The following is a 15,136-nucleotide window of genomic DNA, read 5'->3' as shown; positions in this document are numbered from 1 at the left end:
CTGACGTCTGCCGGCGGCTTATCTGGCGTCGCCGGCGGTCTGCACGAGCCGGAAGCCGATGTCGCCCTCGCGCTCGAGTTGCGCCACAAGGCCCACTTCCCAGTCGAGGTAGGAACGGAAGCCCGCGTGGCGCTGGACCTCCGTCGGCTGATGGTACGGGCTGAACCAGTAGTCGTCGTCGCCGGTGAGTACACGCGCCGCGCCGCTTCCCGTCGGGAGGCCGGCCGCCACCCATGCCTGCGTGCCGCCCGTCAGCGCCCGGACCTCCCGCTTCGTCCGTGCCGCGAGCTCGGCGGCAACGATGCGGGCGAGGACGCCGTCGGAGGAGGTCAGGAAGATGGCCTGCTCGGCGGGCAGGTCCGCGACCAGTGCCTCCAGCTGATCCGGCACCGCGAACCACGCGCCTTCCGCATGGCGCTTTTCGTAAGGCGCGCGGCGCTCCACGTCGAACAATCGCGCGCGGCCGGCTTCCAACTGCTGTCGGGCCTGCTGCACGGATATCGTGGCGGCGGCGGTTCGCGACGGCAGCACGCGGATCGGCTCCGGTCCCGTGACAAGCTCGGCATTCGCCGCGGGCGTATACACGAACACGTCATGTGCGCCCAGCTGTGCAAGCCATGCGGCGGTGGTCAGCGCGCGCACGCCATCGAAGTCTGCCAGCACGATGCGTGCGTGGCGCGTGCCGACGTACTCGTCCGTGGCCTGCACGAGCTGCCCACCCGGTGCCCAGCGCCAATCTGGCAGATGGCCCGACTCGTACTCCGCGCGTGTGCGGATATCGAAACGGTAAACCGTGCGGCGTTCGTGGCCGTCATGGCCCTGCAGAAAGCTGGCCAGCGTGTCCCCGTCGATGCGTTGCACACCGGCAGCTTTGGCGACGCGTTCGGCACGCTCGCGCGCCTGCGCGATGGCTTCCGGGGAAGGTTCCGGCAGCGGCGTCGCGCGGCCATGCGCGAGCGCGCGGCCTTCGAGCAGCCACGCCATGGTGCCGTCCTTGAGGGAGACCACCGGATTCGGAATGCCCGCGTCGATCAGCGTTTGCGCGCCGACGATGCTGCGCGTGCGTCCGGCGCAGTTGACGACCACGAGCGTCTCCGGCCGCGGCGCCAGTTCGCCGATGCGATAGACGAGTTCGGCGCCCGGCACGCTGTGCGCGAATGGCAGGCTGAAGTCGGCGAACTCCTCGGTCGTGCGGCTATCGACCACGACGATGTCGTCGCCGCGTTCGATGCGTGCGTGCAGGTCGCGCGCGTCGATCCAGGGTGTGTGCTTCCGATGCTCGATGACCTCACCGAACGCCTTGCTGGGCACGTTGCTGCCGCTGAAGACTTCGTTGCCCGCCTCCGCCCATGCCGCGACGCCGCCTTCGAGCACGGCAACGTTATGCCAGCCGAGCCGCGCGAGCTTGGCGGCCGCGTCGTGCGCAAGCTGGTCGCGATGGTCGCCGCCATCCGTCAGGACGATACGCGTATCGCGGCGCGGAACCAGTCTGTCGATGAGCAACTCCAGCCGCCACAGCGGCGCGGAAGCCGCCAGCAGCAGATGGCCGCGCGCGAAGACGCCCGCCTCGCGCACGTCCAGCAGCGCGATCTCCTGGCCATCGCTCAGCGCGGCCTTGAGCGCCGCCGCATCGATGACCGGCGCCGCCAGACGTCGCGGCGGGCCGAACGTACGGAAGCTGCCGCCTTGCGGACTGTCGAAGACGACGCGGTGATGGAGCCTGTCCAGCGCGAGCCCGTAGAAATGGAGATGCAGGCCGCGATCCTCCCCGATCAGCTCGATCGTATGCACGTCGTCGGGCAGCAGCCTGACCGACGTGCCGGCCACGACGTCGCTGCCGCCGCGCTCGTGCAGCGTGTCGCGCGTGGGATCGCCGGTCTTCTCGCGCTTGAAGAAGACGTTGCGTTCGCGGCCCGTGATACCGGCGATGATGGCCCACGTCGTGTGATCGTGCGGCGGCTGGGATTTGCCGGGCAGTCCGGCGGACACGTACAGCGCGTACCGGCCGTCCGGATCTTCCGTGAGTCGATACACCTGCGCGGGATACTCCGCGCTGACGCGGAAATGGTCATCGGGGAACAGGTCGCGTTGCAGGCCCAGTTGCTCGAGCGCTTCGGCCACGGGCTTGAGGCGGTCGTGCGTCAGCGGGGCATCGCTGTCGAGGTGCTGTTTTGCGGCGGCGATAAAGGCCGTCACGGCGGCCTGGCGACGGCTGTAGATGTCGCCGGTTGTGGCGTAAGTTTGGGAATGCGCGCTCATGCTGGTCTGTGACGGACGAATGGTCCGGATGTGGGATGGCAGACTCCCACTCTATGAGCGTGCCGCAGGCAGGGGAACGAACAATTGCGCAGACCGTTATGCTTTACGGGCGCCGCCGGCTTGATGTCGCCGCGCCGCTCAGCCCGCTCGGCGACATCAAGCCGGCGGCGCTGGCGGCGCGGGCGTCGCGTGGATCAGATCTGCTGCTGGCCGCCGTCCACGAACAGCTCGATGCCGTTGACGAAGCTGGCGTCGTCCGACGCGAGGAAGACGGCCGCCGCGGCGATCTCTTCCGGTTCGCCGACGCGGCCCATCGGGATCTGCGAGGCCAGGTAGTCCACGAGGCCTTGCTGCTGAGCTGCATCGGGGCCGGCCAGTTCCACGAGGCCCGGGGTGCGCGTAGCGCCGGGGCTCAGCGTATTCACGCGGACGTTGCGATCCTTCAGGTCGAGGATCCAGCTACGGACGAAGGCGCGCACCGCGGCCTTCGATGCGGAATACACGCTGAAGGCTGCGGTGCCCGCGCTGCCCGCCGTCGAACCGGTGAGGATGATGGAGGCACCCTTGGCCAGCACAGGCAGTGCCTTCTGGACCGTGAACAGCACGCCCTTCACATTGCGGTTGAACGTGTCGTCGTACTGCTCTTCCGTGATGGCGCCCAGCGGCAGCATCGAACCGCCGCCGGCGTTGGCGAACAGCACGTCGAGATGGCCGCGCTCGCCCTGGATTTGTTCGTAGAGCTTGTCGAGCTGATCGAGCTTCGAGGAATCGACGCGCACGCCGGTGGCGTTGCCGATCGCGGCGACTGCCGCATCGAGTTCCGCCTGACGGCGGCCCGTCACGTAGACGTATGCCCCTTCTTTTGCGAAACGCTTCGCGGTCGCCAGACCGATGCCGCTCGTACCGCCAGTAACCAGTGCGACCTTGCCTTCGAGTTTGCCAGCCATGATGTTCTCCTTGAACGTTTGGGATCCGAGATCCGATGAACGAAGCTTATTCGCTCACGAACAAAGAAGAAACAGCAGTGATTGCAAACCATCGTTGCAAAAATGTAATGACGGGCTGTTGGACCGCTATGGGATTACATCGAGCTTGTCCAGCCGATAAACGAACTGCCTCACCGTGAGCCCCAGCTGCTGCGCCGCGCGCGATTTGTTCCCGCCGGCGTCGGCGAGTGCCTGCCGCAACTCCTGTACGGAGTGCGACCGGGCGGGCGTGTAGGGGCGGACCAGCGGCGGGGCGATGTCAGGCGTCGCGGCACGCGCGGGGATGGCCGCCGGCGGCGCCGCGACACGGCCCGTGGCATCGCCCTTCGGCAGGATGCGCTCGACCTCGGGCGCGTCGACGATCGCATTGTCCGCCAGCAGCACCAGCCGTTCGATCAGGTTCGACAGTTCGCGGATATTGCCGGGCCAGTCATGGTTCTGGAGCCGGTTGATCGCCGCCTGCGTGAGGTTGACGTTGCGCTGGTGCGTCTGGTTGATGTGATTGAGGAAATGGAGGACGAGCGCGGGGATGTCTTCGCGGCGATCGGCGAGCGCGGGCAGCCGGATGGGAATCACGTTGAGCCGGTAGTAGAGGTCTTGCCGAAACGCACCACGCGCGGCTTCTTGTTCCAGGTCGCGATTGGTCGCCGCAACGAGGCGCACATCGATGGCGATCTCCCGCTTGCCGCCGAGCCGCGTGATCGTGCCTTCCTGCAGCGTGCGCAGCAGCTTGGTCTGCATGGACAGCGGCAACTCGCCGATCTCGTCGAGGAAGATCGTGCCCGTATTGGCCTGCTCGAACCATCCCGCGCGTGCGGCGTTGGCCCCCGTGAACGCGCCACGCTCGTAGCCGAACAGTTCCGACTCGAACAGCGTTTCGGGAATGGCCGCGCAGTTGATCTTGATGAAGGGACGCTCGCGCCGCGGACTGGCGAGGTGCAACGCGCGCGCGAACAATTCCTTGCCGGTGCCGGACGCGCCCATCAGCAGCACGCTCGCCGTGGCGTCGGACACGCGCTCCAGTTCGGAGATCGCCTGCAGCACCGAGGGCGCCGTGCCGACGATGCCGTAGCGCGCCGCTTCCGTCTGGAGCGCGCGCGACAGCATCTCGTTGCGCTGCTCGAGCACTTTCGTGCGGGCGCGCAAGGTGGCCTGCAATTGCAACAGCTGCCCCGCCAGCGTTGAAAGGATCCGCAGGATCGTGAGGTCGTCGCTGAGCGCGCGATTGCGCATGCGGATGCGATGGCACGCGAGCACGCCCACGGTCTGCTGCGCGATCTTGATGGGCATCGCGATGAACGACACCATGCCTTCGGGCAGATGCGCGCGCTGCACCGCGCGGAACAGGAATCGCGGTTCCTGATCGATGTCCTGCACGATGGTCAGCTGACCCGCGGCGAGCACGCGGCCCGTGATGCCTTCTCCGACCTTGTACACGCCCATCGCGATCTCCTTGCGTGTGAGGCCGTACGCGAAGCGAATGCTGGCGGTATCGGTCTCCTCGTCAAGCAGGACCACCCGGCCGCGATTGAGACCCAAGAGCTCTGACATCAGATGGAGCATCTCGCGCAGCGTCACGTCGGGGGAGAGGCTGCGGCCGACCAGCGCCATGACCTGCTCCAGCAACAGCATTTCCTGCTGCCGCCAGTAGCCAAGGCCGGCTTCGGGGTCGGTTTCCGGGGTCGTCGTCTGCTCGCGCACCGTAGGGGCTCCTTGCTCGGATCGCCGAAGTATGCCGCGCGACCTGACAAATTGTCGACATTGTCGACAATTTGGTCGCCTCCCCCTCGTTCCGTGCAGACAGCCGATCTTCATAAAACATAAGCAAATCAACGGCTTGCGATGCCTTCCGCCCATTGGCACGCCCATTGCGATAAGGGTCATAACAGGCAACGCCGCCTGTCCCGAACCCAACCCCCACACGGAGCACGCCTTGACCACCGAGACCGTTACCACCTACCTGCGTCCGATCGATCGCGAGGGCCTTCTGAAGTTCGCCGCCGCCGGCCGCGAGAACCCCCAACGCCGCGGCATCAACAAGGTCCATACCGTCATGAAGGGCCAGTTTCGTTCGTGGAGCTTCACGGGCGATCACAACCCCGTCGTCGTAGACGAGCCGCCCCACCTGTTTGGCGAGAACACCGTGCCCGCGCCCGGCGAGATTGCGCTGTCCGCGCTGGGCGGTTGCCTGTGCGTCGGCATCACGGCCGTGGCCACGTACCGCGAAGTCCGTCTGTCGCGCCTGGAGGTGTTCCTCGAAGCCGATATCAGCAACACGGCTGCCTGGGGAGCGGGCGGTGCGGAGCGCCAGCCATCGGACATGGGCTTCCAGGCGATTCGCGTGAAGGTGCTGATCGAAGGCGACGCCACGCGCGAGCAGCTCGACGACATCGTGCAGCACGCCAACTTCCATTCGCCGGTGGCCAATACCATGCGCAATCCCGTGGCGTTCTCGATCGGCCTGGCCGAATAACAAGCCAGCGACGACGCGTACCGAAGGTCAAGACCCACGGGAGAACCGCCATGACCACCGTTGTAGGCAGTGCATCGATATTCGAGCCATCGTGGACCGACGCGATGGTGATGCGGCAGGTCACGTCGATCGCCGACGGACCGCTGGCGGAGGCGGCCTCCCGCATCGATCACGAGGGGCACTATCCCCGCGAGATCATGGCCGGACTCGGCAGGGCCGGCGCGTTCGCCGCGCATCTGTCGGGCAGCGGCGCGCGGTATGGCCTTGCGCTCGACGCGATGCGGGCGATCAGCCGGCGTTGCGGTTCCACGGGGTTCCTCGCATGGTGCCACGACGTCTGCGGCCTCTACATGGAGGCCTCGGGCAACCCCGCGCTGCAAACGCTGCTGTCCACGCACGCGACAGGCCAGACGCTGGGCGGCACGGCGCTCTCGAACCCGATGAAGGCGTTCGCGGGCATCGAGAAGATGCTGCTGCGCGCCACGCGTGTGCCCGGGGGCTATCGCGTGAGCGGCGCGTTGCCGTGGGTCAGCCATATCGCGCAGGGGCAGTACTGCGGCGCGATTGCCACCGTCTATCGCGATGACGGCGCGCCGTCGCACGACATCATGTTCATGCTCCATTGCACGGGTGCGGTCACGCTGCGGCAGTGTCCCGAGTTCTCGGGCATGGAAGGCACAAGCACATGGGGCGTGCGTGTGGACGACCTGTTCGTCGGCGAAGACCTGTTGATCGCCGATCCGGCGCAGCCGTTCATCGCCCGCATCCGCGCGGCGTTCATCCTGCTGCAGATCGGCATGGCCACCGGCATCGTGCAGGGCAGTATCGATGCGATGCTGGAGGTGGAGCCGTTGCTCGGCCACGTCAACCGCTTCCTCAACGATCGGCCCGACGAGATCCAGGGGGAGCTCGATGAACTCGAGCAGCGCGTGGCACGGCTCGCGGCAAATCCCTTCGATGGCGGCAAGGACTATCTGCTCGACGTCCTCGACGCACGCGCGCAGGGCGCCGAACTGGCGCTCCGCGCATCGCAGTCCGCCCTCCTGCATCAGGGCGCGCGCGGTTACCTCATGAGCTCGGCCGCGCAACGGCGCATCCGGGAGGCGCACTTCGCGGCGATCGTCACGCCGGCCATCAAGCATCTGCGCTGGGAAATGGCACGCCTGTCGCGCGAGGAGGTGCCGGCATGAGCGCCGCAACCAAGCCGTGGCGCCAGTTCATCTGCCGCGCATGCGGGCTCATCTATGACGAAGAGAAGGGCGACGCGGACAGTGGCCTCGCGCCGGGCACGCGCTTCGAGGACATTCCCGACGACTGGGAGTGCCCGCTGTGCGGTGTGGTCAAGGCGGACTTCGAACCGTACGTGGCGGTCATGATGCCGCCCGCGGCATCGCCGGTTCCCGTTACCGCGCGTGGCCGCGGCATCGTCGTGGTCGGCGCCGGTATCGCGGGATGGAGCGCCGTGGAGGCGATCCGGCGGCTCGATGCCGACGTGCCCATCACGATGGTGACGTCCTGCGCGGGCGACCGCTATCACAAGCCCGAGCTGTCGATCGCCCTCAGCCGCGGCATGGCGCCCGCCTCGCTCGTGCGCGAATCGGCCATCGATGCGGCACGGCGGCTGGGTGTGCGCTTGCTGACGGAGACCTTCGTCGTCGGCCTCACGCCGGCGACGCACCAGCTGCGCACCACGCGCGGCACGCTGCGTTATACGCACCTGATCATGGCCATTGGCGCGCGGCCCGCGATGCCCGCGGCGCTGGCGCCGTCATTGTGCTGGCGCGTGAACGACCTGGCCGGATGGACACGTCTGCAGGCGCGGCTGGCCGGAGGGCAGCGACAAGACGGGCAGCGGGTCGCCATCGTCGGCGCGGGCATGATCGGCTGCGAGCTTGCCGAAGACTTCGCGCGCGCGGGGCATACCGTAACGCTCATCGACGTGCAGCCGCTGCCGCTCGCCAACATGCTGCCGGAAGCGGCGGCGCTGCGGCTGCGCGCGGGCCTCGCGCAGATCGGCGTGCGTTTCATGGGCGCCAGCGTGGTGGCTGGCGTTGCGCAAACCGAAGGCGGCAGCAAGCGGCTGAGCCTCGCCGATGGCGCCACGATCGACGCCGACGAAATCGTCGTGGCGACCGGTCTTGTTACCGACGGCCGGGTGGCACGTGGCGCGGGACTTGCTTTCGACAAAGGCCTTGTCGTCGATCCGCAAACGCTCCAGGCCAGCGCGCGCGACGTGTACGCGCTGGGCGATTGCATCAGCGTGGACGGAGCGCCGTGCCGCTTCATCGAGCCGATCGCGCAGCAGGCGGCGGCGATCGCGCACGCGGTGACCGGCCATGGCGGGGCGCGCTACGAACATCGCCATCCCGTGGTGCGCCTCAAGACGCGATCCGTACCCATCGTGGTGCATGGCACGCCCATGCGCGATGGCGAATGGCGCGTGATCGACGAAACGGCCGACTTTCTTCATATGCAGCAGTGGCGCGATGGCGTGGCCATCGCGACGTTGCAGGCGGGTACCGCCAGACAGGCCATCGCAGCCTGAGCATTCCCGAGTATTTCCCGTATTCCCGAAGCCAGACCGCAGAAAGACCTCTCAACGATCCAAGGTGCCCGAGATGAACGAACAGAGCAAGCGAGGCGATCAGAGCCTGTACCGCCCCTACGATGCGGACACGTCGCTGTCCGGCTGCCAGTGCGGCCAGCATCATTCGCAGGACGCGCACGATCGCGCCGCGGCGGAAGCACGACGCGCTCGCGCGAGCGATGCGGAGCTGCTGTCGAACGACTTTGTCGAGGCGGCCGCCGTGCGCGCGCTGTTCCCCGAGGATGCGACGCGCCGCCGCCTGCTCAAGGCGGTCGGAGCAAGCGCCGTGATGGCCGCGGTCGGTTCGATGCTGCCGATGGACGACCTGCGCGCCGCGGCGCTCGAGAAGTCGGGGCCCATCGAGAAGAAGTCGCTCAAGGTCGGCTTCATTCCCATCAACTGCGCGACGCCGCTGATCATGGCCTCGCCGATGGGCATGTACGAGGCGCAGGGCCTGGACGTTACGCTCGTCAAGACGGCGGGCTGGGCGCTTGTGCGCGACCAGATGCTCAACCGGGAACTGGACGCATCGCACTTCCTCGCGCCGATGCCGCTGGCCATCTCGATGGGGCTCGGCTCGTCCGCGCAGCCGATGCGCGTGGCTACGATCCAGAACATCAACGGCCAGGCGATCACGCTCGCGCTCAAACACAAGGACAATCGCGATCCGCGCAACTGGAAGGGCTTCAAGTTCGCGATTCCGTTCGAATACTCGATGCACAACTTCCTGCTGCGCTACTACCTGGCGGAGCATGGGCTCGACCCGGACCGCGACGTGCAGCTGCGCGTCACGCCGCCGGCGGAGATGATCGCGAACCTGCGCGCGGGCAATATCGATGGCTTCCTCGGGCCGGACCCGTTCAACCAGCGCGCGGTGTACGACCAGATCGGCTTCATCCACATCCTGTCGAAGGAGATCTGGAACGGCCACCCTTGCTGCGCGTTCGGCACGTCGCAGGCCTTCATCGAGCAGAACCCCAATACGTTCGCGGCGCTCTATCGCTCGGTCCTCAATGCCGCCGCCATGGCGCGCAAGCAGGAGAACCGCGCGGATATCGCCAAGGCCATCGCGCCCGCGAACTACCTCAACCAGCCGGAGACCGTGATCCTGCAGGCGCTGAGCGGCCGCTTTGCCGATGGCCTGGGCAAGGTCCGCAACGAACCCGATCGCGCGGATTTCGATCCGATGCCGTGGTACTCGATGGCCACGTGGATGCTCACGCAGATGAAGCGCTGGGGCTACATCAAGGGCGACGTCAACTATCAGCAGATCGCGCAGCAGGTCTTCCTGCTGACCGACGCGCAAAAGCAGATGGCGGCGCTCGGCATGACGGAAGCGGCCAGCGGGGGCAAGAACGGCAATCGTCCGATCACGGTGATGGGCAAGGTGTACGACGCGAGTGCGCCGCAGCGCTACGTCGATAGCTTCGAGATCAAGCGCGCCTGAGGCAGGAGGAGTCATGACGACGCAAGTGAAGATCCGCGCCGCGATCCTGTCGCTGGTGATGCTGTTGCTGCTGCTCGGCATCTGGCAGGTATCGACGCAGCCGCGGGGCACGGGTGGCGCGGGTGGCGTGGGCACATCGCACGCCGCGCAGAGCGGCGCCGATGCCGACGCCGCGGAGTATGCCGCGCTGATGGGCCAGGCGCCCCCCGCCGGCCCCGCGCAGAGCGCCGGGGAGAAGCGCGCCACGGGCTTCCCGACACCTGCGCAGTTCGCAACGGTGGCAATGGGCCATCTCAAGAGCCCGTTCTACGATCGCGGTCCCAATGACAAAGGCATCGGTATCCAGCTGGCCCATTCGCTCGTGCGCGTGGGACTTGGTTATCTGCTGGCCATGCTGGTGGCCATTCCCCTCGGGTTTGTCATCGGCATGTCGCCGCTGCTGTATCGCGCGATCGATCCGTTCGTGCAGGTGCTCAAGCCAATCTCGCCACTCGCGTGGATGCCCATCGCGCTGTACACGATCCAGGACTCGACGGTCTCCGGCATCTTCGTGATCTTTATCTGCTCGATTTGGCCGATGCTGATCAACACGGCGTTCGGCGTGGCGGGCGTGCGGAAGGACTGGCTCAACGTGGCGCGCACGCTCGAGGTCACGCCGCTGCGGAAAGCCTTTCGGGTGGTGCTGCCTGCCGCGGCGCCGACCATCATCACGGGCATGCGCATCTCGATGGGCATCGCGTGGCTGGTGATCGTGGCGGCTGAGATGCTGATCGGCGGCAGCGGCATCGGTTACTTCCTGTGGAACGAATGGAACAACCTGTCGCTCTCCAACGTGATCTTCGCGGTGCTGGTGATCGGCGTGGTGGGGATGGTGCTGGACATGCTGTTTGCACGGCTTCAACTGAAGGTGAGTTATGCGGAATAAGCGCGCGATGTTCCTCTCGCAAACCGATGCCGGGGGTGCGGCCGGCGGCGGCGCTTCCGGTCATGCGGGACGGTCCTTCCTCTCCGTCGAGGCACTGAGCAAGCGTTATCGCCCCGATCTGCCGCCGGTGTTCGAGAACGTCGGCTTCGAGATCGAGCGCGGCGAGTTCGTCTGCGTGATCGGCCATTCGGGCTGCGGCAAGAGCACGATCCTCAATGTGCTGGCCGGGCTCGAGGAAGCCAGTGGCGGCTACGTGATCATGGACGGCAAGGAGGTCGCCGGTCCGAGCCTCGACCGTGGCGTCGTCTTTCAAGGTCATGCGCTGCTGCCGTGGCTGACGGTGGAGCAGAACATCGCGTTCGCGGTGCGCTCGCGGCATCCGAAATGGTCGCGCCGGCAGATCGCCGAACATGGCGCGCGCTTCATCGAGATGGTGGGCCTCACGGCCGCCGCGAAGAAGAAGCCGTCCGAGCTGTCGGGCGGCATGAAGCAGCGCGTGGGCATCGCGCGCGCATTCGCGGTGGAACCGAAGATGCTGCTGATGGACGAGCCGTTCGGCGCGCTCGATGCGCTTACGCGCGGCGTGATCCAGGACGAGCTGCTCAAGATCTGCGCGGCCACGCATCAGACCGTCTTCATGATCACGCACGATGTGGACGAGGCCATCCTGCTCGCGGACAAGATCTTCCTGATGAGCAATGGTCCGAAGGCACGCATCGCCGAGATCGTGGTGAACACGCTGCCGCGCGCCCGCACGCGCGAGACGATCCACCACGATCCGCAGTTCTATCGCATCCGCAACCACCTCGTCGATTTTCTGGTGCGTCGTTCCACGACCATCCAGCAGCGCTCGGGCGATGTCGCCGAGCTGCCCGTCACACGCATCGTTCGTCCCGGCCTCGAGACGGACGACGACGTGGCGGCGGGCGGCGCCGCCGGTGTCAGCGCCGTCGCGTAGTTTTCCCCGATTTGACCCACACAACCTGCCAGGAGGCAACATGATTTCCAGCCGTGAAGAAGTGACCCAGATGATCGTTTCCGCCAAGGTCCGCAAGGGCATCAAGTGGGCGGATGTGGCTGAACTGACCGGCATGTCGAAGGAGTGGACGACGGCGGGCTGCCTCGGCCAGATGACCTTCGACAAGGCGCAGGCGGAGGCCATTGGCAAGCTGTTCGAACTGTCGGACGAGGCGGTGGCATGGCTGCAGGTCGTGCCGTACAAGGGGTCGCTGCCGACCGCCGTGCCGACGGATCCGCTGATCTATCGCTGGTACGAACTGGTGAATGTGTATGGCACGACCATCAAGGAACTGATCCATGAAGAGTTCGGCGACGGCATCATGAGCGCGATCGATTTCTCGATGGACATCCAGCGCACGCACGACCCGAAGGGCGATCGCGTGAACGTCGTGCTGTCGGGCAAGTTCCTGCCCTACAAGACGTACTAACCTGCTACCTGTCACAAGCGATTCGGGGTGCCTGGCATGCCGGCTCATATCCAACCCTTCTTCGATCCCGCATCGGCCACGTTCACGTACGTCGTTCATGGGGAAGGCGACGCGCGCTGCGCGATCATCGACCCCGTGCTCGGCCTCGACGTGCGGCATGGCCGCTTGCTGACGGAACCGGCCGATCGCGTGGCCGGCTACGTGCGCGCGCAGGGGCTCGCCGTGGAATGGCTGCTGGAGACGCACGTGCATGCCGACCACGTGTCGGCGTCCGCGTATCTGAAGGGGCAACTGGGCGGACGTGTCGGCATCAGCAGGCATATCGTGGAGGTGCAGCGCGTGTTCGGCGAGACGTTCAATCTCGCCGGGCTGCGCGGGCCTGCCGGAGCGGCCGCCGGCGCCGATTTCGATCATCTGTTCGGCGACGACGAGCCGTTCACCATCGGATCGCTGCCCGCCACCACGATGCATGTGCCGGGGCACACACCGGCCGACATCGCCTACCGCATCGATGGCGACGCGGTGTTCGTGGGGGACACGCTGTTCCACCCGGACGTGGGCACCGCCCGCTGCGATTTTCCCGGAGGCGACGCAACCAGGCTGTATCGCTCGATCCGCCGCCTGCTGTCGCTGCCGCCGGAGACCCGGCTATTCCTGTGCCACGACTATCCGCCAGCCGGTCGCCCGCAGGTTCGCTGGCAAACCGACGTCCTCACGCAGCGACGCGCCAACGTCCATGTCCGCGACGAGATGTCGATGGAAGATTTCGTAGCCATGCGCACCGCGCGCGACGCCACGCTGGCGTTGCCCAACCTCTACTATCCCTCGGTACAGATCAACATCCGCGCCGGCCGCATGCCGGAAGCGGAGGATAATGGCACGGCCTATCTGAAGGTACCGTTGGCATTGCACTCCGCGTGAACGGTTGGCGTCAGGCCAGCTGCTGCGGCCGCACGGTCATTGCCTGGGCCAATGCCGCCACAAACGCATCCGCTGCGTCCTTGTCCAGCGCGGCCGTCGTCACACGAAAGCCGGGTGCCGCTTCGATCGTGAAGTCCGCGCCGGTGCGGATGCGCCAGCCGCTGCCGAGCAGGCTCTGTGCAACGAGCGCCTCGTTCTCGCACGGCACCCAGATATTGAAGCCCGCGGTGCCCACCGTTTCGATGCCGATACCGCGCAGGGCCTTCTTCATGTAGGCATATCGCTCGCGATAGACGGCGCCCGCCTCACGCACGCGGGACAGCACCGCGGGTTGTTGCAGGAGGCCGCCCACGAGCCGCTGCAGCATCGAACTGACCCATCCCATTGCATAGGCCTGCGCCCGCGCGATGCGCGCGACCGTCAGCGCATCGCCGGCCGCGACGGCCACGCGCATGTCGGGGCCCAGAAACTTGGAGACAGAACGCGTTACCAGCCAACGCTCGGCATTCGCAGAGACAACGGACCGGTAAGGCGCGAGTTCGAGCAGGCTGGAGTGATCGTCGTCGAGGAACAGGGTTTGCTTCGCCATGGCGACGATGGGCGCCAGTTGCTTCGCGCGCTCGGCAGACGTACAGATGCCGGTGGGATTCTGCGCCCGCGTGCTGACGATTACCGCCTTGCAGCCGGCCTGGATGGCGGCCTGCAATGCTTCAGGCCGCACGCCCTGCGCGTCCATGGCCATCGGCACCGGCTTCAGCCCGATGGACCGTACCAGCCCGATGGTCGTCGCATAGGCGGGGTCTTCGAGCGCGACCGCATCGCCCGGTGACAGGCAGTTACGCAGGGCGATGTCCAGCACGGCCATCGTTCCGCTGCCGACGAACAGGGACTCGGCGGGCACACCGTCGCCCGCGAAAGACTCGCGGGCCCATTGCAACAACGGGACCGCCTCATCCGCCTCGCCATACAGGAGCGGGTCGGTCGAGATCTTCTGCAGCTGCGCGCGCACCATCAGCGCGCTGGGCAGCAACGCACGATCGGGATTGCCACCATTGGCGGCGATGACCCCGTCATACGATGGCGTCCAGCCAGTGGCCGCATGCGGCGCCACCGGACCGCCGACCACCGAGCCATTCCGCCCGGAACTGAAGATCAGCCCCGCGTTCTGCAACATGCGGTATGCCGCGGCAACCGTGTTCTTGTTGACCCGCCAGAGCTCGGCGGCCTCCCGCACGGTCGGCAAGGCATCGCCCGCGCGCAGCTCGCCGCGAACGATCCGGTCCTCCAGACTGCTGAAAATCTCCGCCGCTTTCATCGTGATGGGTTGGAAGCCTTGTCCTGATATGCCTTCGCGGTCGCGAGCCGCTGGGCCGTGATCGGTGCGGCGCGTTGCGTAACGGTCTGCACGATCGATGCCGGCGCCGTCTTTGGCGAGCCCGCGTTGAACGGCGGCTGCGGGTCGTAGTTCATGTACAGCTGCAACTCCTGCGCCGCGGTTTCGCCGCGCAGCAGGGACACCATGATCAGCGAGCCGTCGATCCCGGATGTTACGCCCCCCGCGCTCACGTACTTCCCGTCGATGACCACGCGGTCGTCGCTGGGGATCGCGCCGAAGTATGGCAGCGTCTCCATCGCGGTCCAGTGCGTGGTCGCGCGCTTGCCTTGCAGCAGGCCCGCCGCGCCGCAGAGCAGGGCGCCGGTGCAGACGGAGTATATATACCGCGCGGACGCGGCCTGGCGGCGGATGAAGCCGAGCACCGCTTCGTCGGCCATCAACGCCTCCTGGCCATGGCCACCCGGCACCAAAAGCACATCGAGCTGGGGCGCTTCGTCGAACGTGGTGTCGGGCAGCAGTTGCATGCCTGCCATATCGCGCACGGGCTGCGTGTCCTTCCAGATGGTGAAGAACGTCGAGTTGGGCACGCGCGCGAGCGCCTCGAACGGGCCGGTGAAATCGCACTGGTCCATCTTCGGAAAGATGAGGCCGCCGATCTTCAGGGGAATGTCGGTGGGGATAGGGGTCATGGCGCCTCCTGTGCGCGGAAGTCGATAATGTCCTAGTTCATATAATATATGAACTAGGACAAAAG

General features: G+C 66.5%; 13 protein-coding genes. 8 read left to right on the top strand and 5 right to left on the bottom strand.

Features of this window, described 5'->3' with window-relative positions; all coding sequences use genetic code 11:
* Positions 1-18 precede the first annotated feature (18 nt).
* From KHP16_RS18185 to KHP16_RS18175, 3 genes are all read right to left on the bottom strand, one after another.
* A complete protein-coding gene (locus KHP16_RS18185) occupies positions 19-2,259 on the bottom strand; it encodes a rhodanese-like domain-containing protein (RefSeq protein WP_211960836.1) in 2,241 nt (746 codons plus the stop codon).
* A 194-nt stretch (positions 2,260-2,453) separates the two neighbouring features.
* Positions 2,454-3,206 (bottom strand): SDR family NAD(P)-dependent oxidoreductase, encoded by a 753-nt coding sequence (locus KHP16_RS18180; RefSeq protein WP_109584554.1) that lies wholly within the window; start codon positions 3,204-3,206, stop codon positions 2,454-2,456.
* A gap of 126 nt (positions 3,207-3,332) precedes the next feature.
* Positions 3,333-4,856, bottom strand: a complete 1,524-nt coding sequence (locus KHP16_RS18175) for a sigma-54-dependent Fis family transcriptional regulator (RefSeq protein WP_115955392.1) — start codon at positions 4,854-4,856, stop codon at positions 3,333-3,335.
* Between the two features lie 322 nt (positions 4,857-5,178).
* Here KHP16_RS18175 and KHP16_RS18170 point away from each other — a divergent pair, with 322 nt between their 5' ends.
* From KHP16_RS18170 to KHP16_RS18135, 8 genes are all read left to right on the top strand, one after another.
* Positions 5,179-5,718, top strand: a complete 540-nt coding sequence (locus KHP16_RS18170) for an OsmC family protein (protein ID WP_109584555.1) — start codon at positions 5,179-5,181, stop codon at positions 5,716-5,718.
* Positions 5,719-5,768: 50 nt separating this feature from the next.
* Positions 5,769-6,908, top strand: coding sequence for an acyl-CoA dehydrogenase family protein (locus tag KHP16_RS18165; protein ID WP_179594568.1), 1,140 nt, complete (start codon positions 5,769-5,771; stop codon positions 6,906-6,908).
* Positions 6,905-8,263 (top strand): FAD-dependent oxidoreductase, encoded by a 1,359-nt coding sequence (locus tag KHP16_RS18160; RefSeq protein ID WP_211960835.1) that lies wholly within the window; start codon positions 6,905-6,907, stop codon positions 8,261-8,263. Before KHP16_RS18165 ends, KHP16_RS18160 begins: the two co-directional genes overlap by 4 nt.
* A 73-nt stretch (positions 8,264-8,336) precedes the next feature.
* Positions 8,337-9,752: a CmpA/NrtA family ABC transporter substrate-binding protein gene (locus KHP16_RS18155; RefSeq protein WP_115955231.1), complete on the top strand. Its 1,416-nt coding sequence runs from the start codon at positions 8,337-8,339 to the stop codon at positions 9,750-9,752.
* Between the two features lie 13 nt (positions 9,753-9,765).
* Positions 9,766-10,677 carry a nitrate ABC transporter permease gene (gene ntrB / locus KHP16_RS18150; protein WP_109584559.1) on the top strand — a complete coding sequence of 304 codons (912 nt, stop codon included), beginning with the start codon at positions 9,766-9,768 and terminating at the stop codon, positions 10,675-10,677.
* Between the two features lie 7 nt (positions 10,678-10,684).
* Entirely contained in the window at positions 10,685-11,635 is a 951-nt protein-coding gene (locus KHP16_RS18145) for an ABC transporter ATP-binding protein (RefSeq protein WP_109584560.1), read from the top strand.
* A gap of 40 nt (positions 11,636-11,675) precedes the next feature.
* Complete coding sequence (gene cynS / locus KHP16_RS18140; protein ID WP_109584561.1) at positions 11,676-12,125, top strand: cyanase; 450 nt, start codon at positions 11,676-11,678, stop codon at positions 12,123-12,125.
* Positions 12,126-12,161: 36 nt separating this feature from the next.
* Complete coding sequence (locus tag KHP16_RS18135) at positions 12,162-13,046, top strand: MBL fold metallo-hydrolase (protein WP_211960834.1); 885 nt, start codon at positions 12,162-12,164, stop codon at positions 13,044-13,046.
* A gap of 10 nt (positions 13,047-13,056) precedes the next feature.
* Here the strand turns inward: KHP16_RS18135 and KHP16_RS18130 are convergent, their stop codons facing one another.
* A complete protein-coding gene (locus KHP16_RS18130; RefSeq protein WP_211960833.1) occupies positions 13,057-14,361 on the bottom strand; it encodes an aminotransferase class I/II-fold pyridoxal phosphate-dependent enzyme in 1,305 nt (434 codons plus the stop codon).
* Complete coding sequence (locus tag KHP16_RS18125; protein WP_211960832.1) at positions 14,358-15,071, bottom strand: DJ-1/PfpI family protein; 714 nt, start codon at positions 15,069-15,071, stop codon at positions 14,358-14,360. The genes KHP16_RS18130 and KHP16_RS18125 overlap by 4 nt, the downstream gene beginning before the upstream one ends.
* Positions 15,072-15,136: the final 65 nt, after the last annotated feature.

Origin of the sequence: Cupriavidus plantarum, assembly GCF_905397285.1 — a bacterium.
GTDB classification, from domain to species: domain Bacteria; phylum Pseudomonadota; class Gammaproteobacteria; order Burkholderiales; family Burkholderiaceae; genus Cupriavidus; species Cupriavidus plantarum.
Note: the sequence above shows the minus strand (reverse complement) of the source record. Positions and strands in the feature narration are given on the sequence as shown.